Genomic DNA, 17,875 nt, shown 5'->3' with positions numbered 1-17,875 from the left:
AAATGTTAATTGAAGAACCCCAACTTACTTCGTTGAAGTTGGGGATTCTAACAGGGAATCGCTTCCCCATTCACCCACTCAAACAGACTTAACTGTTGAGGGTTCCCAGGCTCAGTCTCCAACAAGACTGATTTCTCCCTATTTCTAGAACCTGTCGATTCAGGTTTGGGCGTGACTTTCTGATTGACCATCAGTAGCTTGGATGGACTAATTCCAAGGGTTTTTAGTCCTTTCATTCCAATGTTAATTGACGCTTGAACGTCGGCATCAGCTAAAAAACCGCAATTAAGACACAAAAAACGTTCTTTATTGCGGTTTTCTTTTTGTATATGCCCACAATGAGAGCATTTTTGTGATGTGAACTTAGGGTTGACCTTTAAACAAATTGAGCCAAACTTCGCAGCTACCGACTCGATTTTTTCTGTAAGATTTCCCCAAGAACAATCTCTAATCAATCGATTTAATGCTCTTTTTGCTGATTGTCCATTTTTTAGAAATTTACCGTTCTCATCCTGTTTAGCACGACATTTTCTAATCATTCCTTGTATGTTTAGGTCTTCTAGGACAATGAAATCAGCTAAACGAACAAGGTGATGAGCGATTTTCCATTGGTAATCCTCTCTTTGATTAACTATTTTTTGGTCAAGACGAGCTAATTTAGCGTAGGCTTTCCTCTGGTTAGAAGACCCTCTTTTTTTTCGAGATGCTCTACGTTGCCTTATAGTTTTCCTTTTGGATAGTCGTTTCTCAAATTGAGGGTTTTCTATCAATTCACCATTGCTTAAGGCTAAGAGTTTCTTAATACCTAAGTCACAACCCATGACAGTTTTTATTTCTTTTACATCTTTCGATTTTGATTGAGGAATATCCTTATTTTCTATTCTTATTGAAACGTACCAACCATCAGCTAATGAGCGAATTGTTACAGTTTTCAGATTAAATCCATCAGGGATATTTCGAGACTTAAAAAATCTCATCCAACCAATAGAAGGAAGATAGATTTTGTTGTTCTCTAATTTAACTTGATTAGGAGGATAGCTAAAACTTTTGAATTTTTGACGAGTCTTGAATTTCGGATATCCCCTACCGTCAAAAAAGTTAGCAAAAGCTTTCTCAAGTCGTCTCAAATTCTGTTGTAGAACTGTCGAATGAATATTTTTGTACCAGGGTCTAGCTTTTTTCAAAAATGGCAATTCTGATGATTGCATTTCAAGAGCATTACGTTTTTTACCTGATTTTTTGAACGGGCTTCCTAATTGGGATTTATTAGAGATCGAACAGGTTAACGGACAAAACTCTGCTTTAGTTTTTAAATCAGAATAGTTACCTAGTTTGGGGGATTTAACCTGTTCATACGCCTCAATTCTGTCTCTCAAGCAGAAATTGTAGTGACTCCTCAGCATTGATAGCCAGTTAGACATCATTGCTTCTTGAAACGAGCTTACCCTTAATTTGTATTTGTAGGCTAAGATCATTTTAACGAATTCTTAATTCAAGAATTTGGTTGTTTTTTTTTAAAATTATAGTGGTTAATCTAAAGAATTGCCACTATATTTTTTTATATGGATTCCCTTCGGTCAATTTATTTTTTGGTCGCCATTCATCCCTAACTTTTAGAAGATTAGGGTATTCTGGCGACATCAGGATAAAGTAGGGGTTAACGGCGGTTAACCCCTACAAGATAAACTTATGTAATCTAAGTTGATAAAAATACGATTAGTTTCAGTGCTATCCTTATATTAATGATTATGATGGTATCGCAATAGTTAAATTTTAGGAGTAATATTTATGTTTATTGGGACAACTGAAGCTGCAAAACTGTTAGGAATTTCCACATCTAGACTGCGTGTACTGCTCAAAGAAGGAAGAGTGGAAGGAGCGTATAAAATTGGCAAAACCTGGGTGATTCCCATCTATAATGGTTCTCCTGTAATTGCTAGACGGAAACGGGGACCTAAACCGACATGGAAAACCAAGCAAGTGCCAGCTAAAAGCCATATTCATGTCAACCGTCATGTTATTAAAGATAACAAGGACTTTATTGAAGAAAATCCTGATTCTGTTAAAAAAAAAGAAGACATAGCTCATCTTGACCCCGTTTTTTCCGTTAAGTTTCGCGGACAAAATACTTATGGTCATGAGATTCAGATTAACGGTCCATGTCGTCTTGTTTATCGTCAGGATGCCCCGAAATGTTTTGGGGCATCAGTTTGGATTGAAACATTTTCTTCTGTTGATGTAATTAAACAAACGTTGTCTTAACCGAGCTAACCTGATGGCAAAAAATTAATTTCTGGGAGTGGGGACAAAACCCTGAAAATCTGGGATTTAGCTACAGGAAAATGTATTGCTACCTTTGAAGCTAGAATAGATTGCGTTGCTGTTGCACCGGATGGAGTATCTATTGTTGCGGGAGATAGTTCAGGAAAGGTGCATTTTTTGCGGTTAATGGGAGTTTAATGAAGTCAGAAGTCAGAAGTCAGAAGTTAATAAAATCAGTGGGTGTGATGATAGTTCGTAAAAATATAGTCAAATATGACATATCCTTAATTTATATGGGGTAACTGATTTTGAAAATCTATTTGAGTTTTATCCCATTGCAGGTACGGCAAAAAATTTCTAATGAAAATGTTAGTCTAGAAAAAGTCTAGAGTTAATTTTGCGATTTTCAAGAAAAGATGAACAAGGTTGTTGTGGGTTTATCTGGTGGTGTAGATAGTTCCGTTGCTGCTGCGAGTTTACAGCATCAGGGTTATGATGTGATTGGGTTGACCCTGTGGTTAATGAAAGGGAAAGGACAATGCTGTTCCGAGGGAATGGTAGATGCGGCCCTTATTTGTGAACAGTTGGGTATTGTCCATCATGTTGTCGATACCAGAGATTTATTTACAGAGAATATTATTAATTATTTAGTGTCCGGTTACGAGTCCGGTGTAACTCCCTTACCTTGTTCTCAGTGTAACCGTGCCGTGAAATTTGGCCCAATGTTAGCTTATGCTCAAGAAGAGTTAGAATGCGATCGCATCGCCACTGGTCATTATGCTCGTATTCGTTATGATGAGCAAACGGGAAGATATCAACTTTTACGAGCGGTCGATCGCAATAAAGATCAATCTTACTTTTTATACGATCTCTCTCAAGACATTTTAAAAGGGACTATTTTTCCCTTGGGAGAACAAACCAAAGAAGAAACCCGACGTATTGCCGCAGAATTTGCCTTAAAAACAGCCAGTAAACCAGAAAGTCAAGATTTATGTCTGATTGAAGCTCATGGTTCCATGGCCACCTTTCTCGATCAATATATTAAACCCAAAGAAGGGGAAATTGTCGATCTCCAGGGCAAAGTTTTGGGGACTCATCAAGGGGTTCATCACTATACCATTGGACAACGTAGAGGGTTAGGTATTGCTGCCCCAGAACCCTTATACGTGGTTAAATTAGATGCAGTGATGAATCGGGTTATTGTGGGCAACCGCGCCGATGGAGGGCGTTCTGATTGTACTGTGGGACGTTTAAACTGGGTTTCTCTGGCTGAACCGGTTTCACCTATTACCGCAGAAGTACAGGTGCGTTATCGTTCAAAAGCCGTTCCTGTGACTATTATTCCCCTGGAAAATAATCGGGTAAAATTACAATTTAATGAGCCTCAATTTGGTATTACTCCAGGACAAGCTGCTGTTTTCTATGATAGTGAAATTGTTCTCGGTGGGGGCATTATTGAAAGGGTTAACGGCCGTTAACCCCTACTTTAGGAAATTGATATAACAATTATTTTAATCTTCCAGACCGCAAAATACTAATAATTAACCAAACCCCTAATAAACTAGCAGCAGCAAACAAAACAGTGCTAATTAACGATAATTGTTGAGTAGATGATCCTGTAGAAATAATTGCTGCCCCCATAATTAATGAACCCAAAACAATACTAAAAGAAAGACGATTTGCAGAAGCATCAACACTGCGTCTTAAAGGTTCTAATTCTCGTAATCTAAGATTCCATTGTAAGGTTTCTGAAGACAATCTATCAAGTAATATATCGATTTGTCTGGGTGTTTTTAAATAGATAGATTTTAGGTCTAAAACCGTTCTTAAACTGGTTTGTAAAGGAGTATCTCCAATTAATTGACGGCGAAATAAATCAGTCATCAAAGGTTTAATTTCGTCAAATAAATTAATCTCAGGATTAAACTGCCTAGCTGCCCCTTCTAAGTTAGCTAAACATTTAGCATAAAGTCCTAAATTTCCAGGTACTTTTAACTTATTTTTACGAGCAATTTGCAAAATTTCATAAACAACCTCACTAAAATTAAATTGAGACAAACTGAGGTCATAATATTTCCGTAAAATCTGTTCATAATCATTACGTAATCTTTCTAAACTTTCTGCTTTTCCTCCCTGAGATAATTCAATCGTTAATTGTGTACAACCTTGTGCATCTAAATCAAAAATTGCTAATAATAATTCCGTTAAAATTTGTTGTGTTCTCGGGTCAAGTTTTCCCACCATACCACAATCAATAATAGCAATTTTGCCATTATCTAAATAGAAAATATTACCAGGATGGGGATCAGCATGAAAAAACCCATCTAAATATAATTGTTGAAAAAATGCCCTAAATAATAAAGTAGTAATTTCTTTTTTTCTTTTCTCAATAGATTTTCTACTTTCAGGAATACTTAAATCTGCTTCCAAAATAGGTTTGCCATGTAACCATTCTAAAACTAAAATTTTCTCCCTTGTTATCTCCCAATACACTTTAGGAATAACTAATTGTTCAGTATCAAACCATCTGCTTTCTGATAAATTTTGTCGAATTATGTCAGTATAATTAGCCTCTTTGGTAAAATCCAATTCTGCTTTAATTGCTTGAGAAAATTCCTCAGCAAGGTTGACAATATCGTAATTTTGTCCAAATTCTGTTAAAGAAACTAACTCAGCAATACCCTGAATTAAACTAATATCTTGCTCAACAATTTTATCAATACCTGGCCGTTGAACTTTAATAGCAACTTCTTCCCCAGTTGTTAAAGTTGCGCGGTGAATTTGTCCAATAGAACCAGCAGCGATCGGTTGCTGATTAATATTACTAAAAATCGATTCTATTGGTTGTTTTAATTCTTGACGTAGTAGTCTTTCGATTTCTTCCCAAGATACAGGGGGTACATTAGCCTGTAAAGCAGTTAATGCCTTAATATAATTAGGGGGTAAAATGTCGGGACGAGTGCTTAAAATTTGTCCTAATTTCACATAAAATGGACCCAATTCTACTAAAATATTGCGTAAAACTTCAGGGGTAGGAATATTTGGATCTTCGTCCTTTCTTCCTGTTAATAAACCCCTCATATAATCCCAACCATTACTGAGGACAACCTCAATAATTTCTCGTTGACGCGCACTGGTTTGAGTTAAGGAAAACATAGAATAATTCTCTTTATTTAGCTTAGATAAATTTTAATAAATATTATAATCATTATCTATAGTGAGGTACAGGAGTTTTGATTATTAGGCAAGAGGGAACAAGGGTAGGTAACATAAAATAAAATCAAAGTCTACTTCATGAGTCTGAGAAATTCTACAATAACACTCATTAATATATTTAAAGTTGAGAAGATTAATCGTTCCTCAGAATGACAATTAAGTAATTTAGAATATCGATTATTGATCTCTGACTTTTGATTACAATTAAAAATGCAAATCAAAGAAATCAGTAGGGGCTTAATAATATTAAGCCCCTATCAGTGATTATATGTAATTTAACTGACAATATTTACTTAAATTGTATTAATGATTACATCCTCTTAAAGGAATGTATCCAATTGAGAATCTTTTTGTAATTCTTTGAGCAGTTTTTTAATATCTTGAGTACGATTTTTATTAACCACAAGGGTTACATTTTTATCCCGAACAATCACTACATCTTTTAAGCCAATAGTAGCAATAACTTCTTGCTCATCACTATTATAAATAATTGCCCCTTTACTATCCAAAGTAACATGATTTCCCAATTCAACATTATCCCCATCACTATCAATTAAACGTTCCAAAGAATTCCAATCTCCTAAATCATCCCAACCAAAATTAGCCGGTAAAACATAAGTCAATTCGGTCTTTTCCATTAGAGCATAATCAATACTTGTTTTTTCCAAATCTTCATAAGCAGCTTCTCCTTTTTCTTGTAAAGGCTTCAACACTTGGGGTGTGTGTTTTTCCAACTCTTCTAATACTACTCCAGCGCGGAAAATAAACATTCCACTATTCCAACTAAACCGACCAGTTTCTAGGAAAGATTTCGCCGTTTCTAGATTAGGTTTTTCCGTAAAACGAGTCACTTTATAAACAGGTAAATCATTAAAATTATTAGTTAAATTTCCCTGTTCAATATAACCGTAACCTGTAGACGGATAAGTAGGTTTTATTCCTAAAGTAACGATCGCATTTTCTGCTGAAGCGAGTTCAGAAGCAGCATTAAGTGTTCTTTCAAATTCATCCGTATCTTTAATCCAATGATCAGCCGGAAAAAAGCCAATTACAGCATCTTTCCCGTAACGTTTAGCTATTTCTAAGGTCGTCCAAGCAACTGCTGGTGCTGTGTCTTTTCCTTGGGGTTCCACTAAGAGATTATTCTTAGGTAGATTTGGCAATTGTTCTCTAACACCATCTGCAATGGGACTGGCCGTAATCACCCAAAGATTATTCCAATTGTCTGCTAAAGGTAAAAGACGGTTTGCCGTTGCTTGTAGCAAACTTTCTCCACTACCATCCAAAGATAAAAATTGTTTTGGACGCTGACGACGGGACAAAGGCCAAAAGCGTTCCCCTTTACCACCAGCAAGGATCACAGGAATTAAAGGTTGAGTCATCTTTCTCTCAATTAATCAGGTTTTGAACTGATTGTATCTTGTTTAGAGAACCTCGTTTGAATTTGAGGAAATTTTTTGTCCATGAGATACATAAAAACGACTTTCTGTATCAGGAAAAGGTATTACAATCCATAAACCTGTTTTGGGGTCGCGATAGGTCCGAAAGGGATTGGGTTGTAAGGGTTGTTCAGACGCTTTAGCCATAATCTCGTCACCAGTAACCAGTCTTTAGTTCATTGTAAAACTAAGAAAGAATACGCAAAGTGACCGACATATCACTAAGATAGTGATTATAATCACACCCCTAAGGGATGGTTGATCCTACCAGTGTCACGACTTGAATTCTGAAGGTTTTTGTGAACCATAGCATACTTTCCCTCGAAGTCAGAAATAGGCTCTCCCGACATTGTGGTACAAAAAGTATAATAGACTACATACTCAAAATGGTGGGTTACGGCGCAGACCAAAACTTATGCCCTTTTCATTAAAATCAACCCTGCGCCTAACCCACCCTACGAAGTATAAGTTTTACTTATCACCATAACTACGGGAGAGCCGAAATATCTCATCGTGAGGTGGGAAGCCCCAACTATACTGCTTGCAGTTAGTTGGGGAGGATGTCACTTAACGCAACCGAGGATTGTGTTGAATTAAACTCATAAACTCCTGACGGGTTTTAGCATCATTGGCAAATTCCCCTCTCAGCGCACTGGTAGAAGTCCAAGAACCAGGTTTTTGCACTCCTCGCATTACCATGCACATATGAGTTGCTTCTACAACTACAGCCACCCCTTTGGGTTGCAATAATCCTTGTAGTGCATCTGCAATCTGTCCTGTTAATCTTTCCTGTACCTGCAAACGTCGTCCGTACATTTCACAAATACGAGCAATTTTTGAGAGTCCAATGACCTTACCATCGGGAATATAAGCTACATGAGCGCGGCCGAGAATGGGTAAGATATGGTGTTCACAGGAACTAAATAGCTCAATATCACGCACCAAGACCATTTCATTGGCATTTTCATGAAATACTGCTCCGTTAAGCAGTTCGTCTAAAGATTGATGATAGCCAGAAGTCAAAAATTTAAGGGCTTTGACCACTCGTTTTGGTGTATCTTTCAAACCTTCGCGGTCTGGGTCTTCTCCTAATCCTAACAGTAAAGTTCTTACCGCTTGGCGCATCTCCTCCTCAGATATAGGAGGCCGTTGTGCTGTAGTTAATGATGGTAATTTATTATCGATTTTGTCAACCTTATTGGGTTTGGAGTGAGCTAAAGTCATAATTTTGAGTTAAATTAAACAGTAAGAGAATTAGCTAAGCAGTTATTTAGCTGTTGGCGGAGTTTATTGGTATCTAAATGACGACCAATAAATACTAGTTGGTTGGCAGGGGAATTAGACCAGGGTTCGGACTTGATATCCTTGGGTTGTCCGTACAGTTGGAAAATGTGGCGCAATTGGCTTCCTACAAACCAAATAATTCTTTTGGCACGAAATACTTCTAGGGGAAGTCCTTCGTTCAAAAACTTATGAAATTTATAGATATCAAAGGGTTTGTCGCTTTGAGAAGAAATGGACACAAAACCATCTGTTGTGAGGTGATGGGAATGTTTGCTATGTTTTGGTTCCATAAAGCTATCTGTATCAATTAAGATAATAACCGCATCTAACTGTGTAAAATATCGAAAATCTGAACCAAAAAAAGTCAAAATTCTCGATAAAAGGTCAGCTAACACCGTCGCTTCTATAATCAAGCGATCTACTGTTTCTTTCCTAGCTAAGATTGTTTTTACAGCTTCTACTAAACCGTCATTGATAGTGCAGCAAATACAATCATTACTCAACTCTACCATGTCATGCTCATAGGGAACTAAAAGTTGAGCATCGATATTAATATCGCCAAACTCGTTCACCAGTATTGCCACTTTTTGATCAAGGTTATTGTCCAAAATTTGATTGAGTAAGGTACTTTTGCCGCTACCGAGAAAGCCAGTAATAATGCTCACTGGTAATCCTTGCTGATTAATCTCTGACATGGCGAAGAGAAGCAATTATGTTTACAAAAGTTAATTATACTACAATGAGAATCCTTCTCAAAATTTTTATAATTTTTGGTTTCCTCGCCTTGGGAACGCCCCTACTTCTGCCCGAAAGGGCGTGGTAGACTTAATGGACGCTGAATCTCTGGCTTAACTAAGCATTCATCAAGCAGTTGTTGAATGAGTGACTCATCTAAATTACGCCCGATAAATACAAGTTCGTTTTTTGGCTGCGTTATCCAATCATCATCTTGGAGATCGTAGCGAGGTCCACTAAGTTGAAAAATATGTCGGGCCGGACTTTCTTGAAACCAGAGTATTCCTTTGGCACGAAATATATTACTGGGGAGTTGTTGGGATAAAAAATGTTCAAATTTCTCAATTTCAAAAGGGCGATCGCTTTTAAAGGAAACAAAACTATAACCATCGCTTTCTAAATGATTAGTGAAAGCCGATTTATTGCGTTTAAATTCAGAAATATCAGCTTTATAATTATCTGCTTTATTTAAACCAATATCTAGAATTAAAGGTAAAGGTACTTGACCATATTCGCTTTCTAAAATTCTAAATTCTTGTTTAATATTTTCAATAAATGCTTTTGATTCGTTAATTTTATCTTGAGTTGCCAAATCAATTTTATTTAAAATAACCATATCAGCATATCTAATTTGTCTTAAAGCAGCCTCACTATCAAAATGTCGAGCATCAAAAACAGAAGAATCAACAACAGTAATGATAGCATCAAGACGAGTTAAAACCTTTAATTCTGTTCCCACAAAAGTCATAATAATCGGAAAAGGATCTGCTAATCCTGTTGTTTCAATAACTAAATAATCTACTTTGTCTTCTCTTTCTAAAACTTGATAAACAGTACTAACTAAACCATCATTAATGGTGCAACAAATACAACCATTGCCCAGTTCTATCATATCAGAATCTACCGAAATCAATAGTTGCTCATCAATATTAATATCACCAAATTCATTGACTAAAACCGCTATTTTTAAATTATCTTTATTATGTAAAATTTGATTGAGTAAAGTTGTTTTTCCACTACCTAAGAACCCAGTAATTATGGTCACCGGCATTCCACTCTTTGGTAAGGATGGTAGAGCATCGGATAGGTTGAAGTTTAGACGATTCATAGTCTTTAATTAATTCGTGTTCAGATATTTCAATATTGATCCTAATTTTATAGGATGAATTTACTCCTCGTCTCCCCATCTCCCCCTCTCCCCGTCAAACTCCAAGAATAAGTTTTTGGCAAAAATGGGATGCTCCCCCCGTCAAACTCAAAGGATGATTTTTCTAGAAAAACGGAATGGTCCGTTTCTTTTTGTATCTAATTCAAATTGAATTTACGCTACAATAATGATTATCATTATCATAACTTGCCAATGGTCACTCAGTTAACTCAGTCTCCCTTACAAATTGCCAACCCAGAACAGCTAGAACGCATTCGTCACACTTGCGCCCACGTTATGGCCATGGCAGTACAAATATTATTCCCAGAGACAAAAGTTACTATTGGGCCCACAACAGATGCAGGTTTTTATTACGATTTTGATCGCCCACAACCTTTTGCCCCGGAAGATTTGAAAAAAATTACCAAGCAAATGCGCTTTATTATTAAAGCTAATTTGCCCATTATTCGTGAAGAGATTACTAGAGAACAAATTAAAGCCGAAATCGAAAAGTTAGGGGAACCTTATAAACTAGAGATTTTGGATAGCATTCCTGAAGGAGAAACTATTACTCGTTACTACATCGGCAGTCCCGACGGTGGTAGATTGCCCAATGTGGGAGAAAATCTTAAAGGTGCTTTACCAGAACCTTCTTTGATTAAACCTGTCAAAATTCCTGCTACGGTATCTTGGTGGGATCTCTGTGCCGGACCCCACATTAATTATACAGGGGAGATTAACCCCAAAGCTTTCGCCTTAGAAAGTGTCGCTGGGGCCTACTGGAGAGGAGATGAAACCAAAGCCCAATTACAGCGCATTTATGGCACTGCTTGGGAAACCCCTGAACAATTAGACGCTTATTTACAACAACGGGAAGAAGCTAAACGCCGAGATCATCGCAAACTAGGAAAAGAGTTAAAGCTATTTAGTATCCAAGAAAATGCTGGTGGTGGTTTGGTATTTTGGCACCCTCGTGGTGCAAAGATGCGCTATATCATTGAAGATTATTGGCGTAAGGCTCATTTAGATGGAGGTTACGAACTTCTTTATACTCCCCACATTGCTAACTTAGATTTGTGGAAAACATCAGGACATTTTGACTTTTATCGGGAAAATATGTTCGATTCGATGCAGATTGAGGAACAAGCTTATCAAATCAAACCGATGAACTGTCCCTTTCACGTTTTAACCTATAAAAATGAACTCCATTCCTATCGAGAATTCCCTTTGCGCTGGGCAGAATTAGGGACAGTATATCGCTATGAACGTTCTGGGGTTTTACATGGTTTGATGCGGGTGCGGGGTTTTACTCAAGATGATGCTCATGTTTTTTGTTTACCCACACAAATTTCCCAAGAAATTCTCGGTGTACTAAATTTAACAGAGAAGATTCTTTCTGATTTTGGGTTTAAAGACTATGAAGTTAATCTTTCCACTCGCCCAGATAAGTCAGTGGGGACAGATGAAGGTTGGGAGTTGGCAACTCAAGCTTTAGTAGAAGCTTTAAATACTAAAGGTTGGGACTATGTTGAAGATAAAGGAGGCGGTGCTTTCTATGGTCCAAAAATAGATATCAAGATTAAAGATGCTATTGGACGGACTTGGCAATGTTCCACTATCCAGGTAGATTTTAACTTGCCAGAACGCTTTGATATGGAATATGTCGCTGCCGATGGTTCTCGTCAACGTCCTATTATGATTCATCGGGCAATTTTTGGCTCTTTGGAGCGTTTTTACGGAATTCTAATCGAAAACTATGCAGGAGATTTTCCTTTATGGTTAGCACCTATTCAATTACGTTTGTTACCAGTAAGTGAAGCACAAAGAGAATATGGGGAAACTATCGTTGCTACCCTAAAGGAGGCTGGTTATCGGGTAGAAATAGATTCCACGGAAGAACGTTTGGGCAAACAAATACGTAAGGCCGAACTAGAAAAAATTCCTGTGGTGGCCATAGTTGGAAACAAAGAAGTTGAAACTCAAACTTTAAGTATTCGTACTCGCCAACAAGGAGATATTGGGACAATGACTTTGACTGATTTAAAAGATAGTTTTGCAGAGGTTTTAGTTAATAAGACTAAGATTTAGAGGAGAGCCAAAGGAAAATATTTTATTTTCTTTATTTTCTTCATCAGAAATCTGTCTTAAAATTCAAAAAGAAGACTTTAATTGGCGGGGTTTCCTCGCCAATTTTGTTCGTCTCAATATGGCGGTCAGTAATAATATGTGAGAAATGATAATATCAGGACATAATATTATTCTGTCCCTACAAACAAGTCCTTGTAGGGGTTTAACACTTCGACTCCACTAAGTGTTAAACCCAGAAAGCTGATTTTCTCATAACTGAAAACTGATTGCTATATGTTGTTGTTTTTTGTTCAATTTAGGGAAAAAAGTATGTCCTTCTCAAAAGATTTGGTAATCTCAAGTTGGTTTAAATTTTTCGATTTAATTAGGAACAGAAAGAAATTAATCTCCTTGATTTCTATCACAGCTTTGTTAATTTTTATTAGTCCTCTATCTGGTTTTGCTCAAACGGAAAAAGCTGAAAAAGAGGTAGCAGAAACCACTGATATGTGGCTAAATACGGTAACTTCTGGTTCTGAGGAAGTAGTAGATGAGGTAGTAGCTTTATATGCGGATGATGGAATTTTGTGGGGTACTGTTTCCGAACAAGTAAGGGATACCCCGGCAGAAATTCGCGATTATTTTGAATATTTTGCCAAGCTTCCTCAATTGAGCGTTAGTTCATATAAAGGTTGCATAAGAATGTATGATGACAATCTTGCTATTAACACTGGTTATTATACTTTTACCTATAGTAAAAATGGTCAAACCAAAGAAGTACCAGCGCGCTATAGTTTTGTTTATCAGAAAAACGGCAATAATAAATGGGAAATTATCGAACATCATTCATCTGCTTTGCCTGAAGCTCCTGAAGCATTGCAGGAAGTTGGTCCAGAGCAAGATGCTTGTGAAAATGGCTTATTGGTACAAAGATAAATAAAAGCTAATTTTGCCAAGCTATAGCAATCACTTGTAAGAATTAAGTCTGAGTAGAAGGTAACAGGAAATAAGAATAAAGATACCTCATAAATCATGATTGTGATTGCTATAGTTATTTGGTATAAATATAATAGATTTTAAAGGGAGTTTAGATGATAAGATAGCTAATGAGACTAATATTTCTATTTTTTAGTCTGATACTGTCAATTAGTAAAGCATCAAAGTGACTATATCCCCTGAGTAAAAATGTTGACTATTGGAACACAGAAAAGCGACCACATTACCACAATTACTAATACAACTTGGGCTGAATATATTAGTTTAGATTTGCCCAGTAAACGAGTTTCATTTCGTAATGGAGTTATTACTATAGTGTCCCCAGGACGTAATCATGAATTAATTGGTGATTATATCAGATTGATTATTTTGGCGTATTGTCGTAATCTTAATATTCCTGCTTTCACCTTTAATCAAACTACTCTTAAAGAAGAAGGAAAAGAAGGGAAAGAACCTGATGTTGCTTACTGTTTTGAAATAGACAAAGAAAAGCCAGATTTAGCAGTAGAAATCAATCTAACATCAGGAAGTATCGACGATTTAACTAAATATCAATACTTAAAGATTCCTGAAGTTTGGCTATGGGAAAACAACAAAATTAGATTCTTTGTTTATCGTGATTCAGGATATTTAGAATTGACGATAAGCAATTTTCTACCTAAATTAAATAGCGATCGCGTTACAACAATTGTCAATAGTTGCTTTGGCAAAAGTGTTTTAGAAGTCGAAAAATATTTTTATTAAAAATCACCTTAAAAGTACCAAAAATGAACAACAAAGAATCTTTAATTTCCTTAAAAATTGCCGTACTAACAGTTTCTGATACAAGAACAGAAGCTGATGATAAATCAGGCAAAATATTAGTGGATAATTTAATCACAACCGGTCATTTGTTAGCAGAAAAAACTATCGTTCCCGATAACATTTATCAAATTCGTGCTGTAGTATCTAGATGGGTTGCAGATGAATCTGTTCAAGTAATTTTAACCACTGGTGGAACAGGAGTTACAGGACGGGATGGAACACCAGAAGCAATTAAACCACTCTTCGACAAAGAAATTGAGGGGTTTGGTGAGATATTTCGCATGATTTCTTATCAAGAAATTAAAACCTCTACCATTCAGTCTCGATGTTTGGCTGGCGTAGCTAACGGTACATATATCTTTTGTTTACCTGGTTCTAGCGGTGCTTGTCAAACGGGATGGAGTATTATCAAAGAACAACTTGATTCTCGTAATCGTCCTTGTAATTTAGCTCAATTGATTCCCAGATTGACCGAAACTTAAGAAATGATCACTGACGTGAGTTAGAAGTTCTGAGTTGAGTCTTTTTTTCCCAGATAATAGGGGTTTGGAACTCATTATTTTTGCAATTCGTCTATAGACTTACTTATATAAAACTCAGGTTTAATTAGGTTAGTTCACAGACAATTATTGTTTTACTGTCAGAATTTATTATTGATATTAAATTTTCAAATTCGACGTGAAATAGTATTATTACAAAATAAGTTGAGGTGAAATAATGGCTCAAGCTTCACAAATAACTAAATCTAAATCTAGAAAAAATTCTGCTTACAAAAATTTAATGTCGATACATTGGTGGATGTTTAATTGTTACATCATTGTATTTATAGTTGGATCTTTTATGTCGCGTTTGCCTAGAGAAGTTTTTGGAAGAAATCTTCTTTATGATTTCCATAAATCTCTAGGAGTTTTGACAATGGCTTTATTAACTTGGCGAATTTTAACTCTATTACAAGTTTGGTGGAAAAAATATACTAAGCGATTGCCTAAATATAGTTCTCAATGGATGCAAAAAGTAGCCCTTCATACTTCTCTTTATATCTTTATGTGTGCCGTTCCTATTAGTGGTTTCTTTTTTTCAAACTCATTTAAAAACAATAATGTCCGCTTTTTTGGTATTACCTTACCTGATTTATTTCCCCAGAATAGTGAATTAGTAGACTTAGGTAGAAACATTCATTTTTGGTTAGCTTATACTTTTTTAGCATTTATTATCTTACACGCGATCGATCAATTCAAAGTAGTCAAAGGATTTTTGCGACGTATTACTAAAAGAAAAATTAAACCTAGCTAAGACAGAAATCAGGCTCAATTGATACCGAGATTGACCGAAACTGAGAAAACTAACAAGTAGTGTATCATCATTTTTGACATTTCTTGATATTGCTCAGTGTCTGTGATGGCAGTTCCCCAAATAGTCGACGATACTCGCCAGCAAAACGACCGAACTCCCAAACCCCGTATTCAGCCATGACATCGCTGATTAAGACTTTTTTATCCCCTGTTACTCGCAGCGCACGATGAACCTGATAAGGCTCTAAAAGATCAATTATGTTGTCTAATAGCCTGTAATTTGCTACTGTACTTAAAGTCTCAACAGATGTTAACCCAATCAGCTAAATTAAGCGACATCTAAGGTCAAGTCCAATGGAGGGATTATTGACGACTCCCACCGTTAAGCTCCTCTTGTCGCTATAACGGGGGATTCTCGAAGGACGTTAATCCTTACTGGCTGCGTCAAGCAGACCCTAGACACTCGCTCAAAACTGAGTTTGTGCTTGCTTTTGAGACCGATTCCTAAACTTCCATTACAATCAGCGTTAATTAAATGACCATCTCTTGTCTTATACAATCCTCGTTTTACTCGTCTACCAGAGAACTTTGGTTTGACGGGATTATCAGCATTGTAAACAGGCATTGGGTCACGGTCAAGGCTAGAAGCTTTGGAAGTGTAAGATTCTTCTTGCTCAACGTAGTTTATCCCATATCGCTCACAGAGGCTTTTCAGCTTAAGACGAAGGGTAAAGATAGGAATTTGAACAAAGTTGAGGCAGTGCGGTCTTGGGGTCTCCCCAAGTGGAGCAACTGCCGTCTGATTGTTGCGTTTGCCCATATTGCTATTTTGTTTAAGCGTCAGGTTATAGCCCACAACAATCGTTCCAATCTTTCTACTAAGACAGAAATTAATGATGTATTTAGCTGCTTTATTCAAGTAATCATTTACTTGATTTTTGCGCCGATAAGACAACCAAGCTTCTTTTTTGGTGAGATGATTGATGCCTTGTTTATCTTTGTGAGAAACAAGTTTAGCTCGACGTTTGTTGAACCATTGATTTTTAGATTTAAGCCAACGTCCATCAATAATAAAAGATTCGTCTGTAGAGCTAACAACGGTAGCCAAATTGTTCAATCCCAAATCAATAGAGATTGCTCTATCAGTGTTAACATTTATCTGCTCATCTTTGGACTCATAAACAAATGCAGCATCCAAGAATCTACCTTTTTGTTTTGGCAGTATTCGGATTTCCTTGATCCGATATCCTCTCAAATTCGGAGGAATTGTCAAATAGACAGAACCATGTTCTCTTGTATATTTGCGAGATGTAGGAATCTTAAATTTCCAATCATCTTTAGCAAAATTATGTCTTGCTCTAATCGGAATAATCAAAGGGAAAAAGCCGTCTTTTGGCAAATACTTAGGGAGGTTAATTTTCTCCTGAAAGATTCCTTCTTTTTTCATCGAGAGCAACTTAAAAAATGCCTTGAAGCATCTATCGACATATTTGAGTGTTTGTTGTCCACAATCTGTCGCCAAGAGTTGATAGTTTTCATTCTCTTTACACAGGTGATAATTAGATTCGTAACTGAGATATTTGTTTTCTTGAAAGAAGTACTGACGAACTGTCCACAGTCCAACATTAAACAGGTTTTTGGACAAGTGACACAAGTTTTCCAGTATCTCTTTTTCGGAATTATTCAGTTTAAGCCTAACTGTTTGAGTCAACAACATAATTGGGTTCCGCTATATACCCGTAACCTTAGCGGATTCGCTTCGCTCAGTCAATTGTTGGTCGGTAATTCCCCTCCCGCTCTTGGGTGAGGGGGTGTACTTGCCTACGGCTGCGATGCGTCCCCCTTACCTATAACGGGAGTCCCCTTACCGACATTTTAAAGATGGTTACATTAGAAGATGCCAGAAGAGTAATTAGTGCTGCCGAAAAAAAAGCACTGGAAATTGGTCAACCCATGAATATAGCAGTAGTGGATGGGGGAGGAAATTTGGTAGCCCATGTAAGAATGGATGGAGCTTGGATTGGAAGTATCGATATCTCCATGAAAAAAGCCTATACTTCCCGGGCCTTTGATCTGGCCACTAAAGATTTAGCCGAAGAGAGTCAATCAGGAAGACAATTTTTTGGGATTCATGCCTCTAATAATGGCAAAATCATGATTTTTGCTGGAGGAATACCCCTTTACAGTGAGGGACAAGTAGTAGGGGCAATTGGAGTTAGTGGGGGGTCGGGAGAGCAAGACCATGCCGTAGCCGAAGCTGGAGCAGCAGCATTTTAACAAAATGTTGGCAGAAGTCCCCATCTATAAATTCTCAACAAAATATCTATCAAGTGGGAAGCCTTGAAGACGAATAACACCGTCCTGAGTGCTGTAGTTGGACTTCTCGGTTTCGACTTGGAAGCCCCAACTACAGGCTTTTGGGTTTTACGATCACAGATGTTGTGAGAAATGTAGGAACATAGTACAATCTTTTCAGGCTAATGACTTACGTTTACTTATTTTTTGTGAGGAGTTTCTTTGATGTCAAGTTTTCTAACTAAATTTATAGCAATAGACAGGCTAGTTAGGACACATAAATTATATTTTAAGGGAACAGGGAACAGGGAACAGGGAACAGAAAAATGTCCTAATAG

17 protein-coding genes and 1 pseudogene are annotated in these 17,875 nt (G+C 36.9%); 10 read left to right on the top strand and 8 right to left on the bottom strand.

Annotation, left to right across the window (positions count from 1 at the left end; genetic code table 11):
* Positions 1-47 precede the first annotated feature (47 nt).
* The gene (locus tag QNJ66_RS10825) at positions 48-1,475 is read right to left on the bottom strand and encodes a transposase (RefSeq protein ID WP_300506341.1); all 1,428 of its coding nucleotides are present in this window, start codon (positions 1,473-1,475) and stop codon (positions 48-50) included.
* A 313-nt stretch (positions 1,476-1,788) separates the two neighbouring features.
* On the opposite strand from QNJ66_RS10825, the gene QNJ66_RS10820 reads away from it, so the two are divergent.
* From QNJ66_RS10820 to mnmA, 4 genes and pseudogenes are all read left to right on the top strand, one after another.
* Positions 1,789-2,262: a helix-turn-helix domain-containing protein gene (locus QNJ66_RS10820; RefSeq protein ID WP_300506338.1), complete on the top strand. Its 474-nt coding sequence runs from the start codon at positions 1,789-1,791 to the stop codon at positions 2,260-2,262.
* 9 nt (positions 2,263-2,271) lie between these two features.
* Positions 2,272-2,328, top strand: a pseudogene (locus QNJ66_RS26165) (hypothetical protein); the annotation flags it as partial.
* Complete coding sequence (locus QNJ66_RS26160; RefSeq protein WP_366146279.1) at positions 2,314-2,460, top strand: hypothetical protein; 147 nt, start codon at positions 2,314-2,316, stop codon at positions 2,458-2,460. The pseudogene QNJ66_RS26165 and the gene QNJ66_RS26160, both read left to right, overlap by 15 nt.
* Positions 2,461-2,678: 218 nt before the next feature.
* Positions 2,679-3,740 (top strand): tRNA 2-thiouridine(34) synthase MnmA, encoded by a 1,062-nt coding sequence (mnmA, locus tag QNJ66_RS10815; protein ID WP_300506335.1) that lies wholly within the window; start codon positions 2,679-2,681, stop codon positions 3,738-3,740.
* Between the two features lie 28 nt (positions 3,741-3,768).
* Here the strand turns inward: mnmA and QNJ66_RS10810 are convergent, their stop codons facing one another.
* The 6 genes from QNJ66_RS10810 to QNJ66_RS10785 form a co-directional block, all read right to left on the bottom strand.
* Positions 3,769-5,418 carry an AarF/ABC1/UbiB kinase family protein gene (locus tag QNJ66_RS10810; protein ID WP_300506333.1) on the bottom strand — a complete coding sequence of 550 codons (1,650 nt, stop codon included), beginning with the start codon at positions 5,416-5,418 and terminating at the stop codon, positions 3,769-3,771.
* 380 nt (positions 5,419-5,798) lie between these two features.
* Complete coding sequence (locus tag QNJ66_RS10805) at positions 5,799-6,860, bottom strand: mannose-1-phosphate guanylyltransferase (protein WP_300506330.1); 1,062 nt, start codon at positions 6,858-6,860, stop codon at positions 5,799-5,801.
* 42 nt (positions 6,861-6,902) lie between these two features.
* Entirely contained in the window at positions 6,903-7,064 is a 162-nt protein-coding gene (locus QNJ66_RS10800; protein ID WP_300506329.1) for a hypothetical protein, read from the bottom strand.
* A gap of 420 nt (positions 7,065-7,484) precedes the next feature.
* The gene (gene folE, locus QNJ66_RS10795; RefSeq protein ID WP_300506326.1) at positions 7,485-8,141 is read right to left on the bottom strand and encodes a GTP cyclohydrolase I FolE; all 657 of its coding nucleotides are present in this window, start codon (positions 8,139-8,141) and stop codon (positions 7,485-7,487) included.
* Positions 8,142-8,155: 14 nt separating this feature from the next.
* Positions 8,156-8,896 (bottom strand): GTP-binding protein, encoded by a 741-nt coding sequence (locus QNJ66_RS10790; RefSeq protein WP_300506323.1) that lies wholly within the window; start codon positions 8,894-8,896, stop codon positions 8,156-8,158.
* Positions 8,897-8,997: 101 nt separating this feature from the next.
* Positions 8,998-10,044 (bottom strand): GTP-binding protein, encoded by a 1,047-nt coding sequence (locus QNJ66_RS10785; RefSeq protein WP_300506321.1) that lies wholly within the window; start codon positions 10,042-10,044, stop codon positions 8,998-9,000.
* Between the two features lie 252 nt (positions 10,045-10,296).
* On the opposite strand from QNJ66_RS10785, the gene thrS reads away from it, so the two are divergent.
* From thrS to QNJ66_RS10760, 5 genes are all read left to right on the top strand, one after another.
* The gene (thrS, locus tag QNJ66_RS10780) at positions 10,297-12,171 is read left to right on the top strand and encodes a threonine--tRNA ligase (protein WP_300506344.1); all 1,875 of its coding nucleotides are present in this window, start codon (positions 10,297-10,299) and stop codon (positions 12,169-12,171) included.
* Between the two features lie 390 nt (positions 12,172-12,561).
* Positions 12,562-13,086, top strand: coding sequence for a DUF4440 domain-containing protein (locus QNJ66_RS10775; RefSeq protein WP_300506318.1), 525 nt, complete (start codon positions 12,562-12,564; stop codon positions 13,084-13,086).
* A 249-nt stretch (positions 13,087-13,335) separates the two neighbouring features.
* Positions 13,336-13,890 (top strand): Uma2 family endonuclease, encoded by a 555-nt coding sequence (locus QNJ66_RS10770; protein ID WP_300506315.1) that lies wholly within the window; start codon positions 13,336-13,338, stop codon positions 13,888-13,890.
* 23 nt (positions 13,891-13,913) lie between these two features.
* Positions 13,914-14,432 carry a molybdenum cofactor biosynthesis protein B gene (gene moaB / locus QNJ66_RS10765; protein WP_300506313.1) on the top strand — a complete coding sequence of 173 codons (519 nt, stop codon included), beginning with the start codon at positions 13,914-13,916 and terminating at the stop codon, positions 14,430-14,432.
* A 235-nt stretch (positions 14,433-14,667) separates the two neighbouring features.
* Entirely contained in the window at positions 14,668-15,243 is a 576-nt protein-coding gene (locus QNJ66_RS10760; RefSeq protein WP_300506311.1) for a cytochrome b, read from the top strand.
* 381 nt (positions 15,244-15,624) lie between these two features.
* On the opposite strand, the gene QNJ66_RS10755 is transcribed toward QNJ66_RS10760, so the two are convergent.
* A complete protein-coding gene (locus QNJ66_RS10755) occupies positions 15,625-16,959 on the bottom strand; it encodes a transposase (protein WP_300506308.1) in 1,335 nt (444 codons plus the stop codon).
* A gap of 164 nt (positions 16,960-17,123) precedes the next feature.
* Between QNJ66_RS10755 and QNJ66_RS10750 the strand changes: the two genes are divergently transcribed.
* Positions 17,124-17,519 (top strand): heme-binding protein, encoded by a 396-nt coding sequence (locus tag QNJ66_RS10750; RefSeq protein ID WP_300506305.1) that lies wholly within the window; start codon positions 17,124-17,126, stop codon positions 17,517-17,519.
* Positions 17,520-17,875: the final 356 nt, after the last annotated feature.

It is taken from the genome of Crocosphaera sp. (assembly GCF_030064895.1).
Lineage (GTDB): Bacteria > Cyanobacteriota > Cyanobacteriia > Cyanobacteriales > Microcystaceae > Crocosphaera.
Note: the sequence above shows the minus strand (reverse complement) of the source record. Positions and strands in the feature narration are given on the sequence as shown.